Annotated in this window: 12 protein-coding genes; 9 read left to right on the plus strand and 3 right to left on the minus strand. The window is 47.2% G+C overall.

All coding sequences use genetic code 11. The features are described 5' to 3' along the window. Positions 1–5: 5 nt before the first annotated feature. Positions 6–191 (minus strand): DUF2065 domain-containing protein, encoded by a 186-nt coding sequence (locus tag LZU85_RS16330; protein ID WP_176298350.1) that lies wholly within the window; start codon positions 189–191, stop codon positions 6–8. Positions 192–364: 173 nt separating this feature from the next. On the opposite strand from LZU85_RS16330, the gene LZU85_RS16335 reads away from it, so the two are divergent. Together LZU85_RS16335 and motX are read left to right on the plus strand one after the other, a co-directional pair. Next, entirely contained in the window at positions 365–1,681 is a 1,317-nt protein-coding gene (locus tag LZU85_RS16335; protein ID WP_176298349.1) for an adenylosuccinate synthase, read from the plus strand. A gap of 234 nt (positions 1,682–1,915) precedes the next feature. Then, a complete protein-coding gene (gene motX, locus LZU85_RS16340) occupies positions 1,916–2,551 on the plus strand; it encodes a flagellar protein MotX (protein ID WP_080536778.1) in 636 nt (211 codons plus the stop codon). Positions 2,552–2,671: 120 nt separating this feature from the next. On the opposite strand, the gene hmpA is transcribed toward motX, so the two are convergent. Then, positions 2,672–3,856 carry an NO-inducible flavohemoprotein gene (gene hmpA / locus LZU85_RS16345; protein ID WP_237287764.1) on the minus strand — a complete coding sequence of 395 codons (1,185 nt, stop codon included), beginning with the start codon at positions 3,854–3,856 and terminating at the stop codon, positions 2,672–2,674. Between the two features lie 130 nt (positions 3,857–3,986). Here hmpA and nsrR point away from each other — a divergent pair, with 130 nt between their 5' ends. After that, the gene (nsrR, locus tag LZU85_RS16350; protein WP_011079284.1) at positions 3,987–4,412 is read left to right on the plus strand and encodes a nitric oxide-sensing transcriptional repressor NsrR; all 426 of its coding nucleotides are present in this window, start codon (positions 3,987–3,989) and stop codon (positions 4,410–4,412) included. Positions 4,413–4,475: 63 nt separating this feature from the next. Here nsrR and LZU85_RS16355 read toward each other — a convergent pair whose 3' ends face one another. Then, entirely contained in the window at positions 4,476–5,882 is a 1,407-nt protein-coding gene (locus tag LZU85_RS16355; RefSeq protein WP_130198959.1) for an amidohydrolase, read from the minus strand. Between the two features lie 250 nt (positions 5,883–6,132). Here LZU85_RS16355 and rnr point away from each other — a divergent pair, with 250 nt between their 5' ends. From rnr to LZU85_RS16385, 6 genes are all read left to right on the plus strand, one after another. Further along, entirely contained in the window at positions 6,133–8,586 is a 2,454-nt protein-coding gene (gene rnr / locus LZU85_RS16360) for a ribonuclease R (protein ID WP_237287766.1), read from the plus strand. Between the two features lie 37 nt (positions 8,587–8,623). After that, complete coding sequence (gene rlmB / locus LZU85_RS16365; protein WP_011079287.1) at positions 8,624–9,367, plus strand: 23S rRNA (guanosine(2251)-2'-O)-methyltransferase RlmB; 744 nt, start codon at positions 8,624–8,626, stop codon at positions 9,365–9,367. A gap of 93 nt (positions 9,368–9,460) precedes the next feature. Then, positions 9,461–10,147 (plus strand): phosphoglycolate phosphatase, encoded by a 687-nt coding sequence (locus LZU85_RS16370; RefSeq protein WP_237287793.1) that lies wholly within the window; start codon positions 9,461–9,463, stop codon positions 10,145–10,147. A gap of 134 nt (positions 10,148–10,281) precedes the next feature. After that, entirely contained in the window at positions 10,282–11,298 is a 1,017-nt protein-coding gene (trpS, locus tag LZU85_RS16375; RefSeq protein WP_011079289.1) for a tryptophan--tRNA ligase, read from the plus strand. Between the two features lie 462 nt (positions 11,299–11,760). Then, positions 11,761–12,849 (plus strand): porin, encoded by a 1,089-nt coding sequence (locus LZU85_RS16380; protein WP_237287767.1) that lies wholly within the window; start codon positions 11,761–11,763, stop codon positions 12,847–12,849. Between the two features lie 21 nt (positions 12,850–12,870). Further along, the gene (locus tag LZU85_RS16385; RefSeq protein ID WP_237287769.1) at positions 12,871–16,182 is read left to right on the plus strand and encodes an ExeM/NucH family extracellular endonuclease; all 3,312 of its coding nucleotides are present in this window, start codon (positions 12,871–12,873) and stop codon (positions 16,180–16,182) included. Positions 16,183–16,294: the final 112 nt, after the last annotated feature.

The following is a 16,294-nucleotide window of genomic DNA, read 5'->3' on the forward strand; positions in this document are numbered from 1 at the left end:
GACGCTTAGCTCATCATATAAGTAATCACAGCGCCAGCCACGACAAGGCAGCCTCCAATGCGGCGTAACTGATTATCGGGTTGCTCACTTAACTGTGCCACCATATTTCGCCACCCTCTCGGAGCCAGCAATGGCCCCAATCCTTCCACAATCAGTACCAGCCCAAGCGCCAGCCACAGTGAGTTCGACATTGCATAAATCCGCAGTGAAAATAAAGTGAAATATTATCAGTGATATGATGTTGGCAAAAGTGGCCGTGCTGAGGAATGACTAAACGGTAGGGATCGCTGTGCACAAAAAATGACTGCAAGATGCGTAATTCGGTGCTAGAATCCTTTTTTAACTATCAATCAGACTTGGAAAGATGGCAAATAACGTAGTCGTTCTGGGCACCCAATGGGGTGACGAAGGTAAAGGTAAAATCGTTGACCTTTTGACTGAAGATGCAAAGTATGTGGTTCGCTACCAAGGCGGTCACAATGCAGGTCACACACTCGTAATCGACGGTGTTAAAACCGTACTTCACTTAATTCCATCAGGTATCCTACGTGATAACGTAAAATGTGTTATCGGTAACGGTGTAGTACTTTCACCTGAAGCGCTAATTAAAGAAATGAAACCTCTTGAGGAGCGCGGTATTCCAGTTCGCGAACGCCTATTCATTTCTGAAGCTTGTCCTCTCATTCTTCCTTACCATGTTGCACTCGATCAAGCTCGTGAGATTGCTCGCGGCAAAAAAGCGATCGGCACAACTGGTCGTGGCATTGGTCCTGCGTACGAAGATAAAGTGGCTCGTCGCGGTCTTCGTGTTGGTGACCTGTTCGATATGGAAGCGTTTGCAGAAAAACTAAAAGAAGTGATGGAGTTCCATAACTTCCAACTAGTGAATTTCTACAAAGCAGAAGCAGTAAGCTACGAAGAAGTGCTTGAGCAAGCGAAAGGCTATGCTGAGCTACTGACTTCAATGGTGATTGATGTTACTGACGAACTAGACGCAGCACGCAAGCGTGGCGATAAGATCATGTTCGAAGGTGCTCAAGGTACTCTGCTAGATATCGACCACGGTACTTACCCATACGTAACCTCTTCTAACACAACCGCTGGTGGTGTTGCTGCAGGTTCTGGTTTTGGTCCTCGTTACATTGGTTACATTCTAGGTATCGCAAAAGCTTACTGTACTCGCGTAGGTGCTGGTCCATTCCCGACTGAGCTATACGATGGTAAAGACAAACAAGATCCTGTTGGTAAACATTTAGGTACGGTTGGTCACGAGTTTGGTGCAACAACGGGTCGCCTACGTCGTACTGGTTGGTTTGACGCTGTGGCAATGCGCCGCGCAATCCAAATCAACTCTGTATCAGGTTTCTGTCTAACCAAACTTGATGTTCTAGATGGTTTGAAAGAGCTGAAAATTTGTACTGCTTACCAGATGGAAGATGGCTCAATTCTTGAAGTTTCTCCAATGGCGGCAGAAGCATTTGAGAAAGCGACACCAATCTATGAAACCATGCCTGGTTGGTCTGAGAACACCTTTGGTGCTAAATCTCTAGAAGATCTACCACAAGCAGCGATCAACTACATCAAGCGTATTGAAGAGCTGACTGGCGTGCCAGTAGACATTATCTCTACAGGTCCAGATCGTAACGAAACGATCGTTAAGGTTCATCCATTCGAATCTTAATCGCGAACTCAGATGACAACGAAACCGGCCTCTTGGCCGGTTTTTTGTATTCTCTAGTGGGAGTCATTTTCCACGGCACTCAAGTTGGTGAAAAACTATACTAGCTGTGGCAAGCTATTGCCGATAAGCGGCAATTTTTGTCTAAAGCTAAGTGGTCTTTTGCCGATAATGTTATCAAGCCTGTGATTTCAACGAGACGCGTTGGCTGAGGATAGACATTAAAGAGTGATGAATATGAAATTACGAACAGTAGCTGCTTCGCTGCTGTTGGTGTTGAGTGCTCCATTTGCGAAAGCGAATGTCGCCGAGGTGGGAGCACCTGTACCGATTTATAGCGAAGCAGAGCTTATTAAGCTGATTGAGCAAAATAGGCATCTTGAGCGTGTGCGCGCCGATAACTGCCAGCTGGTGGAAGATATCGTGGCGCGGGCAACGAGAATTAACCTACCTGCGTACGAGTTCCTTTATGGTGATATGCTGGCGTGGGGTGTGTGTGTGGACCAAGATGTTGAACTCGGGCTCTACTACATGGAAAACGCAGCCCACCAAGGGCTACCGGCAGCGTTAGAGCAACTGGGGCGCTACTATTCACGTGGTACCTTAGTGCAGCAAGACAAAGAAAGAGCGATTCCCTACCTTCGCGAAGCGGCGGCCATGGGTAACCTCAATGCGCGTATCCATCTTGCTGAACTGTTGCTGCGTGATTATGGCAGCCCTTTGGATTACGAAGATGCCTATCGCTGGCTCTACAACTCAGTCACTGCTGACCAACGTCAGCACCAACGAATTTCAATGCTGCGCCAAGGTTTAGAGCAGCGCATGCCAGAGAATATTATCGCCCGAGCGAAAAGGCGAGATACGTTCTGGTAATACCTTGTCATCACTCTTCTCTCTTTGAATGCCAAAGCCCACCAACTCGGTGGGCTTTTGTGTCTTGTGTGGTTGAGTTCAACGAACCTTGTCGCACTCTAATACTAAACTACTTTAATGCTAAACCACTTTGTGTGGGCCAAAACATTCGTAATGGAACTGTTGTTCAAGCACTCCCATCTCAAGCAATTGTTTGGCGATAAACTGCATAAAGCCAACAGGGCCACAGAAGTACACTTGTACATCAGCCTGTTTGAGGACGGTTTCAATCTCATGCAGGTTCACCCATCCACTGAACTGGAAATCGTCACCGATTTTATCGTCTGAGTTTGGTTGGTTGTACCAAACTAACGAATTGAAATGCGGATGCGTTTCAACCAATTGTTTGACGTGTTGTTTAAATGCGTGTTGTTGGCCATTTTCAGTTGCATGAATCCAAGTCACCGGCGCTTGATGCTCGGTTAGGCTTTCAAGCATAGAAAGTGTTGGCGTGAGGCCGACACCCGCAGAGATAAGCACGACTGGTGCCGTTGGCGCGGCATCAAGGAAAAAGTCACCGGCAGGCGCTGCGAGTTTGACTTTGCTGCCAACGTCGAGATGATCGTGCAGATAGTTAGAGACTCGGCCGTCTTCTTCACGTTTCACTGAAATGCGATAGCAATCAGGACGTACAGAGGATGACAAGCTGTATTGGCGAATTTCTTGATTTTCAAACTGCTCATCGTTGATGTAAATCCCTAAATATTGCCCTGGTTTGAAGCCAACGACAGTGCCACCATCGACGGGCTTGAAGACAAAGCTACAGATGTGCGCACTCTCGTATTGTTTTTCGACCAGTTCAAACTCGCGTAAGCCACGCCAGCCACCGGTTTGTGATTGGTTGGCTTGATAAATTTGCTCTTCTCGCTGAATGAAGACATTCGCCAGCACACCATAAGCTTCAGCCCAGGCATCGAGCACGGCTTGCCCCGGAGAGAAAAGTTCATCAATGGTTGCCAGCAAGTGACCGCCGACAATTTGATATTGATCGGCAGTGATCAAAAAGCTGGAGTGCTTGTGAGCGATTTTTTCCACCGCGCCTAAGAGTGCAGGCAGATTGTCAATGTTGCTGGCGTAGGCGCAGATGGCGTTGAACAACGCTTCTCGTTGGTCACCATTGCGTTGGTTACTCATGTTAAAGATATCTTTGAGTTCAGGATTGTGCTCAAACATACGTTGGTAGAAATGGGCGGTCAGTTTTGGTCCTGTTTCGGCCAACAGGGGGGCGGTCGATTTTACAATGTTAATGGTGTTTTCGCTGAGCATAGCGGGCTTCCTATTAGGATTATTTGTTTAATTTTAAGTTGTATCTGTAATGCATGTTTAAAGTTGTATCTCAAATGTATCTTTCAATCAAGAAAAGTTTTAGACTTTCTTCACCATAGAGGAGCCTCCCATGCAACTGACGAGCTTTACTGATTACGCCTTGCGCACCCTGATTTATCTCGCGTCGTTGCCGGATAATGAACAGACCAATATCACCGATGTGACTGAGCTATTTGGTGTTTCACGCAACCATATGGTCAAGGTGATCAACCGTTTGGGGCAGTTAAACTACATTCAAACCGTAAGAGGAAAAAATGGTGGGATCCGCTTGAATCGCCCAGCGAAGACGATTTTAGTTGGAGAAGTTGTGCGAGATTTGGAGCCATTGGATCTTGTCAATTGCTCGGTGGAGTTTTGCCATATTACGCCCGCATGCCGTTTGAAGGAGCGCTTATATCGTGCGAAGCTGGCCTTTTTGGCGGAGTTGGATGACTGCTCGATCGCTGAGCTGTTGGATGACAACGCAGAGCTCCTGATCTTGCTGCAAAAAGCCTAACTGGCGTTGCCAGTATGCCCTATCCAAAGATAGAGCACACTGTTGCTGCAGAACGTCGCGGAGTTAGCGAATCTCTTCGCCCGAGTCGAGCACGGTTTTACGGACGATGTCAGTAAAGGCCAGTGCTTCTTGGCGAATTTGCTCCTCATTCACCGTGTTGATTTGGCGCTCTTGCATGATCAGCTTGCCATCAACAATGGCATGGCGCACATTGCCGCTGTTGGCTGAGTAAACCAAAGCAGAGTATGGGTTGTAAACGGGGACCATATTTGGCGCTTTGGTATCGATAACGATGATGTCCGCCAGTTTGCCGACTTCAAGAGAACCGATTTTATCTTCCATATGCAGTGCTTTTGCAGCGCCCATGGTCGCCATATCGATCACTTTGAGTGGTGGCATGGCTGCACGATCGTGATTGACCAGTTTGTGTACTTTCGCCACTTGGTTGAATTCATCAATGGTGCTCAGCGTGTTGCCCGACATTGGACCATCGGTACCCAAACCAATACGCACGTTTTCGTCGTACATCTTGAGGGCTGGGGCGACGCCTTTGGCAGACTTAATGTTGGCACTCATGTTATGAGCCACGCCCATATCGGCCTGCTTCACTAACTCAATGTCTTTGTCGTCGACCAAAATCATGTGAGCGCCGACGAGGTTGGCATTCAATGCGCCGATTTGATGCATGTACTGCACCGGTGATAAACCGTTTGATCGTTCAGCAATCTTTTCTTGCTCACGGGTGGATTCGGCTAAGTGAATCAAAACAGGTACGTTCTTTTCTAGCGAGAGCTTCGCAATTTTCTGTAGCGTTTCTGTGGTGTTAGTGTAGGGCGCGTGCGGTGCAAACGCTGGGGTAATTCTTGGGTGATCTTGGTATTGGTCGATAAAGTTCAGGGCGTATTGAATGCCTTCGTCGGCGTTTTTGGCATCGGCGACAGGAAACTGAATCACACTCTGGCCAAGCACGGCACGCATACCAATTTGGTCGACCGTTTTCGCCACTTCGTCTTCGAAGTAATACATGTCTGCGTAGGTCGTTACGCCGCCTTTGAGCATTTCAACGTTCCCCAAATTTGCGCCGATGCGCACCATATCGCGTGACACCAGTTTGGCTTCTAATGGGAAAATGTAGCGATGCAGGCGGTCAGGCACATCGTCACCTAATGAGCGAAATACCGTCATCGACACATGCGTGTGCGTGTTGATTAAACCCGGCATTACGATGTCACCATCGACATCAAGCACTTGTTTTGCTTGATACTGCTTTGCCACATCCGCATCACCCACCGCGATGATTTTGTTCTCTTTTACCACTACAGTGCCGTTTTGATACACCACTTTGTCTTGGTTCATGGTGAGGATCATGGCATCGGTGATCATAAGATCCGCAGGTTGCGCGGCATAACTCATGGATGAAAACAGGCTCATGCCTGCAATGGCAGCAGCTATTACGTTACGTTTCAGCATTCTATTTTCCTTGGAACAGGCATCGGTATAGTTTGCCGCGATAGTAAGAGATTCATGATGAATTGCAAACGTTTGCTCCTCGGTTTGCATACTTCTGTGATCTTGGCACGGAGATGTAAACGAATCAGAAGAATGATGAAAAACTATGAAAAATAAGTGTTAATTTGCTGAAACTGCGACGCGTGGCTGTAGCTTATGAGCAGAGTCAGATATACTACAACCATACCTTCCTTGCTAAATAGGCCTGCCTATGTCAGACGTTATTCAAAACGATCCTTTTGCCGATCGTGAATCAGAAAATTACGAAAATCCCATTCCAAGTCGTGAGTTTATTTTAGAGTTTCTCGAACAAGCTGGCGTACCGATGAATCGCAATGATTTGTTCGAAGCACTGCAGTTAAAAGACGAAGATCAATATGAAGGGCTAAGACGCCGTTTGCGTGCAATGGAGCGCGATGGGCAGCTCGTCTTTACTCGTCGTCAATGCTATGCCTTACCTGAAAAATTGGAAATGATTAAAGGGTACGTGATTGGTCACAAAGACGGCCACGGTTGGGTTAGACCAGAAGGCAGCGTGAACAAAGACGATGATATTCTGCTGCCTCATCACCAGATGAAAACCTTGATTCATGGCGATTTCGTTTTAGTGCAACCGACGGACAACAGCAAGCGCGGCCGCAGGGAAGGGCGTTTAGTGCGTGTGTTGGACGAGCGCAAAGCACAAATCGTTGGGCGTTTTTTCCTTGAGTATGGCTATTCCTATGTGGTGCCGGACGATTCACGCATTAGTCATGACATTCTCATCCCAAATGAGCACAAAGCGGGCGCTCGCATGGGCAACGTGGTGGTGATTGAAATCACTGACCGTGGTGCTCGCTCACGCGGCATGATGGGCAAAGTGGTGGAAGTGTTGGGCGAAAACATGGCGCCGGGCATGGAAACGCAAATTGCTATTCGTACGCACCAAATCCCTCATGAGTGGCCGGAAGAAGTCGATAAGCAGATCGCGAACTTAGGCGAAGAAGTGCCTGAAGAAGCGAAGGTTGGTCGCGTGGACTTGCGTCAACTGCCGTTGGTCACCATCGATGGTGAGGACGCTCGTGACTTTGATGACGCGGTTTACTGTGAGAAGAAAAAAAGCGGCGGCTGGCGCTTATGGGTGGCGATTGCGGATGTGAGCTACTACGTTCGCCCTGACTCGGCGCTCGACAAAGAAGCGATCAACCGCGGCAACTCGGTTTATTTCCCATCACAAGTCGTCCCTATGTTGCCAGAAGTGCTGTCCAATGGACTCTGCTCGTTGAACCCACAAGTGGATCGCTTGTGTATGGTGTGCGAAATGACCATTTCAGATAGCGGTAAGCTGTCAGGTTACAAGCACTATGAAGCAGTTATGAATTCCCACGCCCGCTTGACTTACACCAAAGTCAGCCAAATCCTTGAAGGGGATGAAGAGCTGCGTGAGCGTTACGCGCCCTTGGTGTCGCATCTTGAAGAGTTGCATGCGATGTACAAGGTGCTCAAAGAAGCGCGTGATCAGCGCGGGGCGATTGAATTTGAAACCGTGGAAACCAAGTTCATCTTTAACGCCGAACGTAAGATCGACCGTATTGAGCCTGTGATTCGTAATGATGCCCACAAGATCATCGAAGAATGTATGATCATGGCCAACATTGCGTCTGCCTCGCTGGTGGCAAAAGCCAAAGAGCCTGCGCTCTATCGTATTCACGAATCGCCAGGAGAACTTCGTCTGCAAGGCTTCCGCGATTTCTTGGGCGAGTTAGGCTTAGATCTGAAAGGGGGCTTGGAGCCATCACCGACAGATTATGCGGATTTGGTGAAGCAAATTGGCGAACGTGCCGATAAAGAGCTGATCCAGACCATGTTGCTGCGCTCAATGAAGCAAGCGGTGTACAACGCAGATAATGCCGGTCACTTTGGTTTGGCCTTGCAGCGCTACGCGCATTTCACCTCGCCGATTCGTCGTTATCCGGATCTGTTGTTGCATCGTGCGATCAAATATCTGATCGCTAAAGAGAAAGGCCAAAATCAAGATCGCTGGACCCCAACGGGTGGCTTCCACTATTCATTTGATGACATGGATTTCTATGGCGAGCAGTGTTCAATGACCGAGCGTCGCGCCGATGACGCCACACGCGATGTTGCCGATTGGCTCAAATGTGAATACATGCAAGATCACGTGGGTGACGAACTTGATGGGGTGATTGCCAATGTCACCAGTTTTGGTTTCTTTGTTCGTCTAACGGAATTGCACATCGATGGTTTGGTGCACATTTCGACGCTGGCCAATGACTACTATCAATTTGATCCGATTGGTCAACGACTTATCGGTGAAAGCTTTGGTCACATTTACCGTTTAGGCGACGCCGTCAAAGTGAAAGTGCTGGCGGTGAACTTAAATGATAAGCAAATTGACTTTGAATTGGTGGGAACAAGCCGTAAGCTACGCGGCGAAGGCAAAACCGCGAAGAAGCGCGTCGCGGAAGCGAAAGAGAAAGCCAAAGCGAAGAAAAAAGGTGTCGCTCGAGCATCGAAAGCGCCAATGCGTCACGAACCTGTCGTCGAACCGACCAAGCGTCCGGAAGAAAAAGACGGCAAGAAAAAGAAAGTGAAAAAAGCGCAGAAGAAAAAACCACACAGTAAACCGAAGAAAGCCAAGCGCAGTAAAAACGCGGCGGAGTAATCGGTCCGGTATCTTCTACGAGTAAACAGGTTAACTCATGAGTAATGAATTTATTTACGGCATTCATGCTGTAAGAGCCGTTCTGGACAAAGAGCCAGAGCGTTTTATTGAAGCCTATGTGCTAAAAGGGCGTCAGGATGACAGACTGATGCCGATCCTCAACGAGCTGCAAATGGTGGGCGTGTCACTACAACAGATGACACGCAAAACCTTGGATGACAAAGCGCACGGCGCAAACCATCAGGGCATCATCGCACGGGTAAAACCGGCCAAGCAGCTGAATGAGAACGATCTGGATGACATTTTGGCCAAGCATGCTTCGCCACTGTTGTTGATTCTGGATGGGGTGACCGACCCACACAACCTTGGCGCATGTTTGCGTAATGCCGATGCTGCGGGTGTGGCGGCGGTCATTGTACCGAAAGACAAGTCAGCACCGATGACAGCGACCGTCAGTAAAGTGGCGTGTGGCGCGGCCGAAACGGTGCCTTTGGTGCGCGTGACCAACTTGGCGCGCACCATGCGTCATCTGCAAGAGCAAGGTATTTGGATTGTGGGTACGGCGGGTGAAGCAACGCACGATATCTATCAAGCGAAGCTGACGGGCTCATTGGCCATAGTGATGGGCGCTGAAGGGGATGGCATGCGCCGTTTAACCCGTGAAACCTGCGATGACTTGATCAAAATCCCAATGGCAGGGGCGGTTTCTAGCCTCAATGTTTCCGTGGCCTCAGGCATCTGTTTGTTTGAAGCGGTGCGTCAGAGACTGGCATCACAATAACCACTTCGGTATAGTGAGCGGATGAAATTGAACAAAGGATGGCAATGACCATCCTTTGTTTTTAGTGAGCCAAGTTTAGTGAGCCAAGTAGTGATGACTCAACAAGAGATAAAATTAATCGCCTTCGATCTTGATGGCACCTTGCTAGACAGCGTGCCAGATTTAGCCGTTGCGGCGGATCAAGCGACACGTGCAGTCGGTTTTCCGGGAGTAACCGAGCTGCAAGTTCGCGATTACGTCGGTAATGGCGCAGACATTCTGATTGGTCGTGCCTTGAGCCAAAGCTTAACCATCAACCCAGAGTTGAGTGATGAATTGAGAGCTCAGGCGCGTGAGCTGTTTGATGATTTCTATCAGCAAACTGGTCATAAGCTTAGTCACCTCTACCCAACGGTGAAAGAAACGCTGAAAGCGCTGCACCAAGCGGGCTTCACCTTGGCGTTGGTGACCAACAAACCCAGCAAGTTTGTTCCGGATGTGTTGCAGCAGCACGGCATCGCTGACTACTTTGTCGATGTGCTTGGTGGTGATTCATTCCCAGAGAAGAAGCCCAACCCAATCGCACTCAATTGGCTCATGGAAAAACATCAGATTCAGTCAACCGAGATGTTGATGGTGGGCGACTCTAAGAACGATATTCTGGCAGCAAAAAATGCTGGTTGTGCCTCTTTTGGTTTGACCTATGGTTACAACCATGGCGAACCTATTTCTGCCTCTGAGCCGGATTTCGTTGCCGATAGCTTGGCGCAATTGCTTGATGTGGTGCTCGTTTCTGCTTGAAGTGCGATTCGTCTCCGTTCCATACGGTGAAAACCACTAGAAAAATACTCGTCAATGAGTACACTGAGGAAACCGTGCGCTGAGTCTGCACGGTTTTTCATTTATTTAGATTAAGAAGTCAAAGGAATCATTTCATGAGCAAACCCATTGTATTAAGTGGTGTTCAACCGTCAGGTGAACTAAGTATCGGTAACTACTTGGGTGCTCTACGTCAATGGCAGCAGATGCAAGACGACTATGATTGCCAATATTGTGTGGTAGACCTTCATGCGATTACGGTTCGTCAAGATCCGAAAGCGCTGCATGAAGCGACCCTCGACGCATTGGCCATTTGTCTCGCAGTTGGTGTTGATCCGAAGAAGAGCACGCTATTTGTTCAGTCACATGTACCAGAACATGCTCAACTTGGTTGGCTTCTTAACTGTTATACTCAAATGGGTGAATTGAGCCGTATGACTCAGTTCAAAGACAAATCAGCCCGTTACGCGAACGATGTTAACGTTGGGTTGTTTGGTTACCCAGTGTTGATGGCGGCAGACATCCTCCTTTACGGTGCACATCAAGTACCAGTGGGCAGCGATCAGAAGCAGCACCTGGAGCTGGCACGTGATATCGCGACACGTTTCAACAACATCTATTCACCAGAAAACCCAATTTTCACCATTCCTGAGCCGTACATTCCAACGGTGAATGCGCGTGTTATGAGCTTACAGGATGCGACGAAGAAGATGTCGAAATCGGATGATAACCGTAAGAACGTGATCACTCTGCTTGAAGACCCGAAATCGATCATCAAAAAGATCAACAAAGCGCAAACCGATACCGAAACGCCGCCACGCATTGCCCATGATTGGGACAATAAAGCGGGCATTTCCAACCTGATGGGACTGTACTCCGCGGCCACCGGTATGAGCTTTGAAGAGATTGAAGCCAAGTACCAAGGCGTGGAAATGTATGGTCCATTCAAGAAGGATGTCGGTGAAGCATTGGTGTCGATGCTCGAGCCGATTCAAGCGGAATATCACCGCATTCGTGAAGATCGTGGCTACATGAATGAGGTGATGCGCCAAGGGGCAGACAAAGCATCAGCACGCGCAGCGGAAACGCTAAAGAAAGTATACGAAGTGGTTGGCTTTGTTGGTCGCCCTTAATTCGGATATATTTTTTGACTATTTTAAGGTCGCCGTTAGGCGGCCTTTTTTGTTATTGCTAATTTAATAACCACTAATATAAGTGGTGTTTCATATCATGTTTTATCATTTGTAATTGAGTTGTAGCTCTAATTTATTCAATGTTGTTTTGTATTATTTTTTTTGATCCTTTTATTTGTTGAAACTATAAATCACCCCGTATTAATAGTTTTGTAAGTGTGAGTCATTTCGCATTTAACTTGCATCTTGCTTTTCTTTTTTCATCAAATAGAGACATTACTCTTGTTTATTAATGTAATGGTTAAACCCTAACCGTTGTCGCCTTCAGATAAGGTGGCTGGCTTTGTGCGCCCTAAATTTGACCAATATCTATTTCGTTGGCCAATCACTGAAATAACAGAGCCCTGTTTAACCGATACAAACAAATTCCCAAATTGGATATCGAGATACAAGGAAATAGCAATGTTGAAACGAAATGCAGTGGCAATGGCGATCTCCTCGCTATTGTTGGCCTCCGCAGCGCAAGCCGCCACCATTTACGAAAATGAGAATGGAGACTATCTCAAGCTGTATGGTGAAGTGGGTGTGGGTGGCCATATTGGTGCGAACTTTGAGTATGGTGAATTTTACACTGACGAGAAAAGCTACATTGATGACTCGTTCGCAACCATGGGCGTGCGTGGCAAAAATGGTCGAATGCACTACCGCTTAGAGTTGGATTACGAACGTGAAAACTGGCAGTACGGATCGGGTGATTTAGTTCTAAGCATCGATAAATTGTTCCTCGGTTATGACCTGCTGGACAGCAAGGCTTTCAACCAATACCTCGAACTAGGGTTAACCGATACCGCCTTTGACGATTACGACAAATGGGGTGACTTCACGTTTGATACCACGGTAGAAACTGGCGAAGCGGGTGACCAAGATATGACCGTTAAATACGAAGGTCGTTTCTTCTCCGACATCAAAGTGGGCGCCTCTTATACCTACGGTGGTAAATCGTCGTCGGGCTCTGAGCTAGGCGATATCGTCAACGGTTACTTGGGTTACTTTGGTGAGCGTTTCTCTGCAGTGGTTGGCCTAGAAGGGCGTGGTGGCTCTGATGGTAAGTCTAAATATGGTGAGCAAAGACTGCTTGGTGCGGGAGCTCGACTCGCGGTGACTAAAGACTTCCACTTGGGGATCAACGTATTTAGAGAAGAAGAAGACATCGGTACTTGTGCTCAGAAGAAACCAAATGAGTACGGTGTGCCAGAGTGCGTTCTTTACAACGACTATAAGCTTCAAAAAAATGAGGGATACTTAGCCTCGGCCAAGTATGTTTTCAATCCTCAGTGGGAACTTACCGCGTCATACAACTACGAAGAATATGAACAATGGGCAATAAACAACGAGGCAAATGGTGCTGAAGCGTCCGATTGGGGTAATGAGCGTATTTGGACGACGCTAGGGGTGAATTACAAACCGACTTCTTCAAGCGTTATTGCATTTGAAGTCAATAGTGGTGAAGCCGCGCAACAAGCTTATGCCTACGCGCGCGTTTATTTCTAATTGGACCGAGAGGATAAAACAATGAACAAAAAAATGACTCTACTTGCTGGTGCAATTAGTACCGTGCTCAGCGGCATCGCGACTGCTGACATTGGAGATATGAGCAAAGTATTTATTACCGAGTATGTTGAAGGTTCTGCACAGAATAAAGCTATTGAAATCAGTAACACTGGTACATCTGCCGTCACCTTTGAAGGTAACAGTGGTGATTTAGCGCTGTACTTTGGTCGTTATAAAAACATGATTCATAATAAGGACAAAGTCAATGTCCTGCAAAATGTCACCATTGCACCAGGGAAAAGTATCGTCGTTATAAATGGTGAGGCTGGGACGGAGATCCGCCAATACATTGAAAGATTGGCTGGAGAAGGTACGGTTGTGGCCGCTGGCACGTATGACCAAGTAAAATTCAACGCCTTAACGTTTAACGGGGATGATGCGGTCTGGCTAGGGACTTCTTCAGCTCAAAGTGATGTGCACGATATCTTCGGTATCTACAGTGATTCTGATGCTGCTGATGATCCATGGGCAAACATGACCCTGAGACGTAAACCAGGTTCAGGACCTAAAAATACTTATGACGTCAATGATTGGGAAGCGTTCGCTCAGGATGATTTTGGGGGATTAGGCGATCCATCTGCGGTGAACAATGATCCAATTGCTCCACCTGCCAATACTCCATGTACTGACGCAACGGAATTAACAGAGCAAACTATTGGTGCAGTACAAGGCAAAGGTAAGTTCTCTCCGCTTATTACTGAAGGGTACGAGTCAACAGAATCGTATAAAGTGACAGGTATTGTTTCTGCGGTAACTAGCTACCCTGCGAAGGGTTTCTACCTATACGATAACGATGGCAATGACCTAACATCGGACGGCATCTTTGTACCAACCACTCAAGCCACTGAGAGCATGGTGGGTCAAAAAGTGTGTGTGGTCGCTAAAGTGAAAGAAAACTATGGTTTAACCCAACTTGTTGCTGTTGATGATAAGTGGGAAGTGGTTGATGCAACACCAGTTGAAGTCGTACCTGTTGAACTAAAGCGTCATGCTGACGATACAACATTTGAATCTACGCTAGAACGCTACGAAGGTATGTTGGTCAAAACTTCAGCGGATATGGGCAAGACAGCTCAAGAGTTGGCTGCTATTGAAGCTCTTGTGGATAAAGTGACGGTTAAGCGTTCCGATGGTGAAGATGAGGCTATATACCAAGCGCGTTTAGCCGAGGCTAAAGAGGCGCGTCGTGATGAGTTGACCGCAGTAAAATATGATTTACGAGTGTCACGTAGCTTTAGCTTCGATTTTGATGCTTTCCGCAATAACATGGTTCTTGCCTACAAACGTCCTAATCCTCAGCCAAACCAAGATCATGCTGCTGGGTCGATAGCTTCATTAGCGCAAGCTGCTGAAAACGATGATTTCCGTGTGATTCTTGAATCTGACGGGAAAGCGCCAAATGGCGAGATTCCTTATTATCCTGAGTTTAAACAAGATCCTCAGAAAAACTACGTCCGTATTGATGATAGCGTAGTGGGTTTGACCGGTGTGGTTGGTTATTCATATGGTAATTTTAATATCATCGTTCCCAAAGCGCTGGAGTCCTCGCAGAAGATTACATTTATCCACAATACTGATCGTACCGATGCTCCAAAACTCAACGAATCATATGGTGTTCACGGTTTTACTATTAAAGTCGCGACTCAGAACGTACTGAACTACTTTAACTCACCGTATGGTGGTTCCGACAACAACTTCGGTGATAGTCGTGGTGCAGAATCTCAAGAGGAGTTTGAACGCCAACAAGCTAAAATCGTTGAAGCGATTTATGGCTTAGATGCGGACATCTTGGGTGTCATGGAAATTGAGAACAATGGTTTTGGTGACTTTAGCGCAATCAATGAGTTACTTGCTGCCGTTAATGAAAAATACGACGACGAAGATTACGGAGATCGTCATAGAAAGAACTCAATCCATAATCGCTATGTGTTTGTTGGGTTTGATAAGAACGGTGACGCGGTTCTAGATGAGCAAGATACGGTTGGTTCGGACGCGATCACTTCGGGTGTTATCTATCGTCCTTCAAAGGTCTCGATTGTCAGCGGCGAAGTTATCCCGATGCCAGAGCAGCATGCTCCGACGATCGTTGATGACAGTGGTGCGCCAATTTTAGATAAAAAAGGTGAAATTCGCGAAAACGGAGACAATTATCAACGTCATACCGTCGTAGCGACTTTTAAAGTGAATCACACTGGCAAGACGTTGTCTGTTGCTGTGAACCACTTTAAGTCTAAAGGCTCAACGTGTTACGAAGATTGGAAAGGTTGGGAAACGTGGAAGAATTTCGACCCTGTTCAGGATGATGTGCGCAATGATGATTTCCAAGGCTCGTGTGAAAACTTCCGTGTCGCAGCTGCGTACCACTTAGGTTCAGAGTTAGAGGACATTGCTGGCGATAAAGTCGTGTTAGGTGACATGAACTCATACGCAAATGAAGATCCGATGCTCGTACTCACAAGCAACCCTACAGGCAAAGCTATCTATGCATCAGAACATACCTACGTAGGGAAAACGCCATTTGAAAAAAATGGTCAGCGTATTGAAAAGACGTTTGGCTACTTAAACGCGGTTGATCTAAAAACGGAAAAAGGTAAAACCTCATGGAGCTATTCGTTTAATGATGAAGTCGGCTCGCTGGATCACATGTTGATTTCTCCTTCTCTCAAGCATCGTTTAGTCGATGCGACAGATTGGCACATTAATGCACCAGAATCGTCTTTGTATGACTACAACCACAAATACAAAGGAGGTGATACCAATGAACCTAATCCGTTCTATGCTGAAACACCTTTCCGCTCTTCTGATCATGATTCTGCCATTATCAGCTTAGGCTACAAATATGGTGAAGTTGGTGAAAATCCAGTTTCTATCACCATGAAAAGTGGCCGAACCGATATTGCTTTCCCTGTGTCAGAAAAAGCAATCATGGGTGATACCGCGGAAATCTCAATCTCTCCTCGCCCTACAGGGGTCACTCTGCCAAAAGTGACGCTTAAGGCAAATGGCGCTCAAACGGTGATGTTTGATGTGGCTGGTTTGGAGGCTGGTGAATACACCATGACTATGCGTGTGCTTCGCTCAGCAGCAACTCGCGCAGCAGCGGATGAAAAGGTGGTAGAAAGCAAATCGATGACCGTTACTGTTGCCAAGCGTGATTCAAGCAACGTCAAACCGGTTGTCGCTGCCTATGATGGTTCTGGTGGTGCATTCGGCTTCGGTGCGCTGCTATCACTGTTCGGTTTTGGCTTCTTGCGTCGCCGCCGTTCGCTATAAGCATAAAGTGTAAACCTTTAAGGCCAGCAATTTGCTGGCCTTATTTTTGTTCTATCGGTCAAAAGGCTTGCCTTTCGCGACTGGTGCTGCAAAATACCGCCCTTATCTATCC

Origin of the sequence: Vibrio floridensis (genome assembly GCF_021852965.1) — a bacterium.
GTDB lineage: Bacteria > Pseudomonadota > Gammaproteobacteria > Enterobacterales > Vibrionaceae > Vibrio > Vibrio floridensis.

Coding starts and splice junctions, on each gene's coding strand:
- LZU85_RS16330 (WP_176298350.1), bottom strand. CDS start 191: ATGTCGAACTCACTGTGGCTGGCGCTTGGGCTGGTACTGATTGTGGAA.
- LZU85_RS16335 (WP_176298349.1), top strand. CDS start 365: ATGGCAAATAACGTAGTCGTTCTGGGCACCCAATGGGGTGACGAAGGT.
- motX (WP_080536778.1), top strand. CDS start 1,916: ATGAAATTACGAACAGTAGCTGCTTCGCTGCTGTTGGTGTTGAGTGCT.
- hmpA (WP_237287764.1), bottom strand. CDS start 3,856: ATGCTCAGCGAAAACACCATTAACATTGTAAAATCGACCGCCCCCCTG.
- nsrR (WP_011079284.1), top strand. CDS start 3,987: ATGCAACTGACGAGCTTTACTGATTACGCCTTGCGCACCCTGATTTAT.
- LZU85_RS16355 (WP_130198959.1), bottom strand. CDS start 5,882: ATGCTGAAACGTAACGTAATAGCTGCTGCCATTGCAGGCATGAGCCTG.
- rnr (WP_237287766.1), top strand. CDS start 6,133: ATGTCAGACGTTATTCAAAACGATCCTTTTGCCGATCGTGAATCAGAA.
- rlmB (WP_011079287.1), top strand. CDS start 8,624: ATGAGTAATGAATTTATTTACGGCATTCATGCTGTAAGAGCCGTTCTG.
- LZU85_RS16370 (WP_237287793.1), top strand. CDS start 9,461: ATGACTCAACAAGAGATAAAATTAATCGCCTTCGATCTTGATGGCACC.
- trpS (WP_011079289.1), top strand. CDS start 10,282: ATGAGCAAACCCATTGTATTAAGTGGTGTTCAACCGTCAGGTGAACTA.
- LZU85_RS16380 (WP_237287767.1), top strand. CDS start 11,761: ATGTTGAAACGAAATGCAGTGGCAATGGCGATCTCCTCGCTATTGTTG.
- LZU85_RS16385 (WP_237287769.1), top strand. CDS start 12,871: ATGAACAAAAAAATGACTCTACTTGCTGGTGCAATTAGTACCGTGCTC.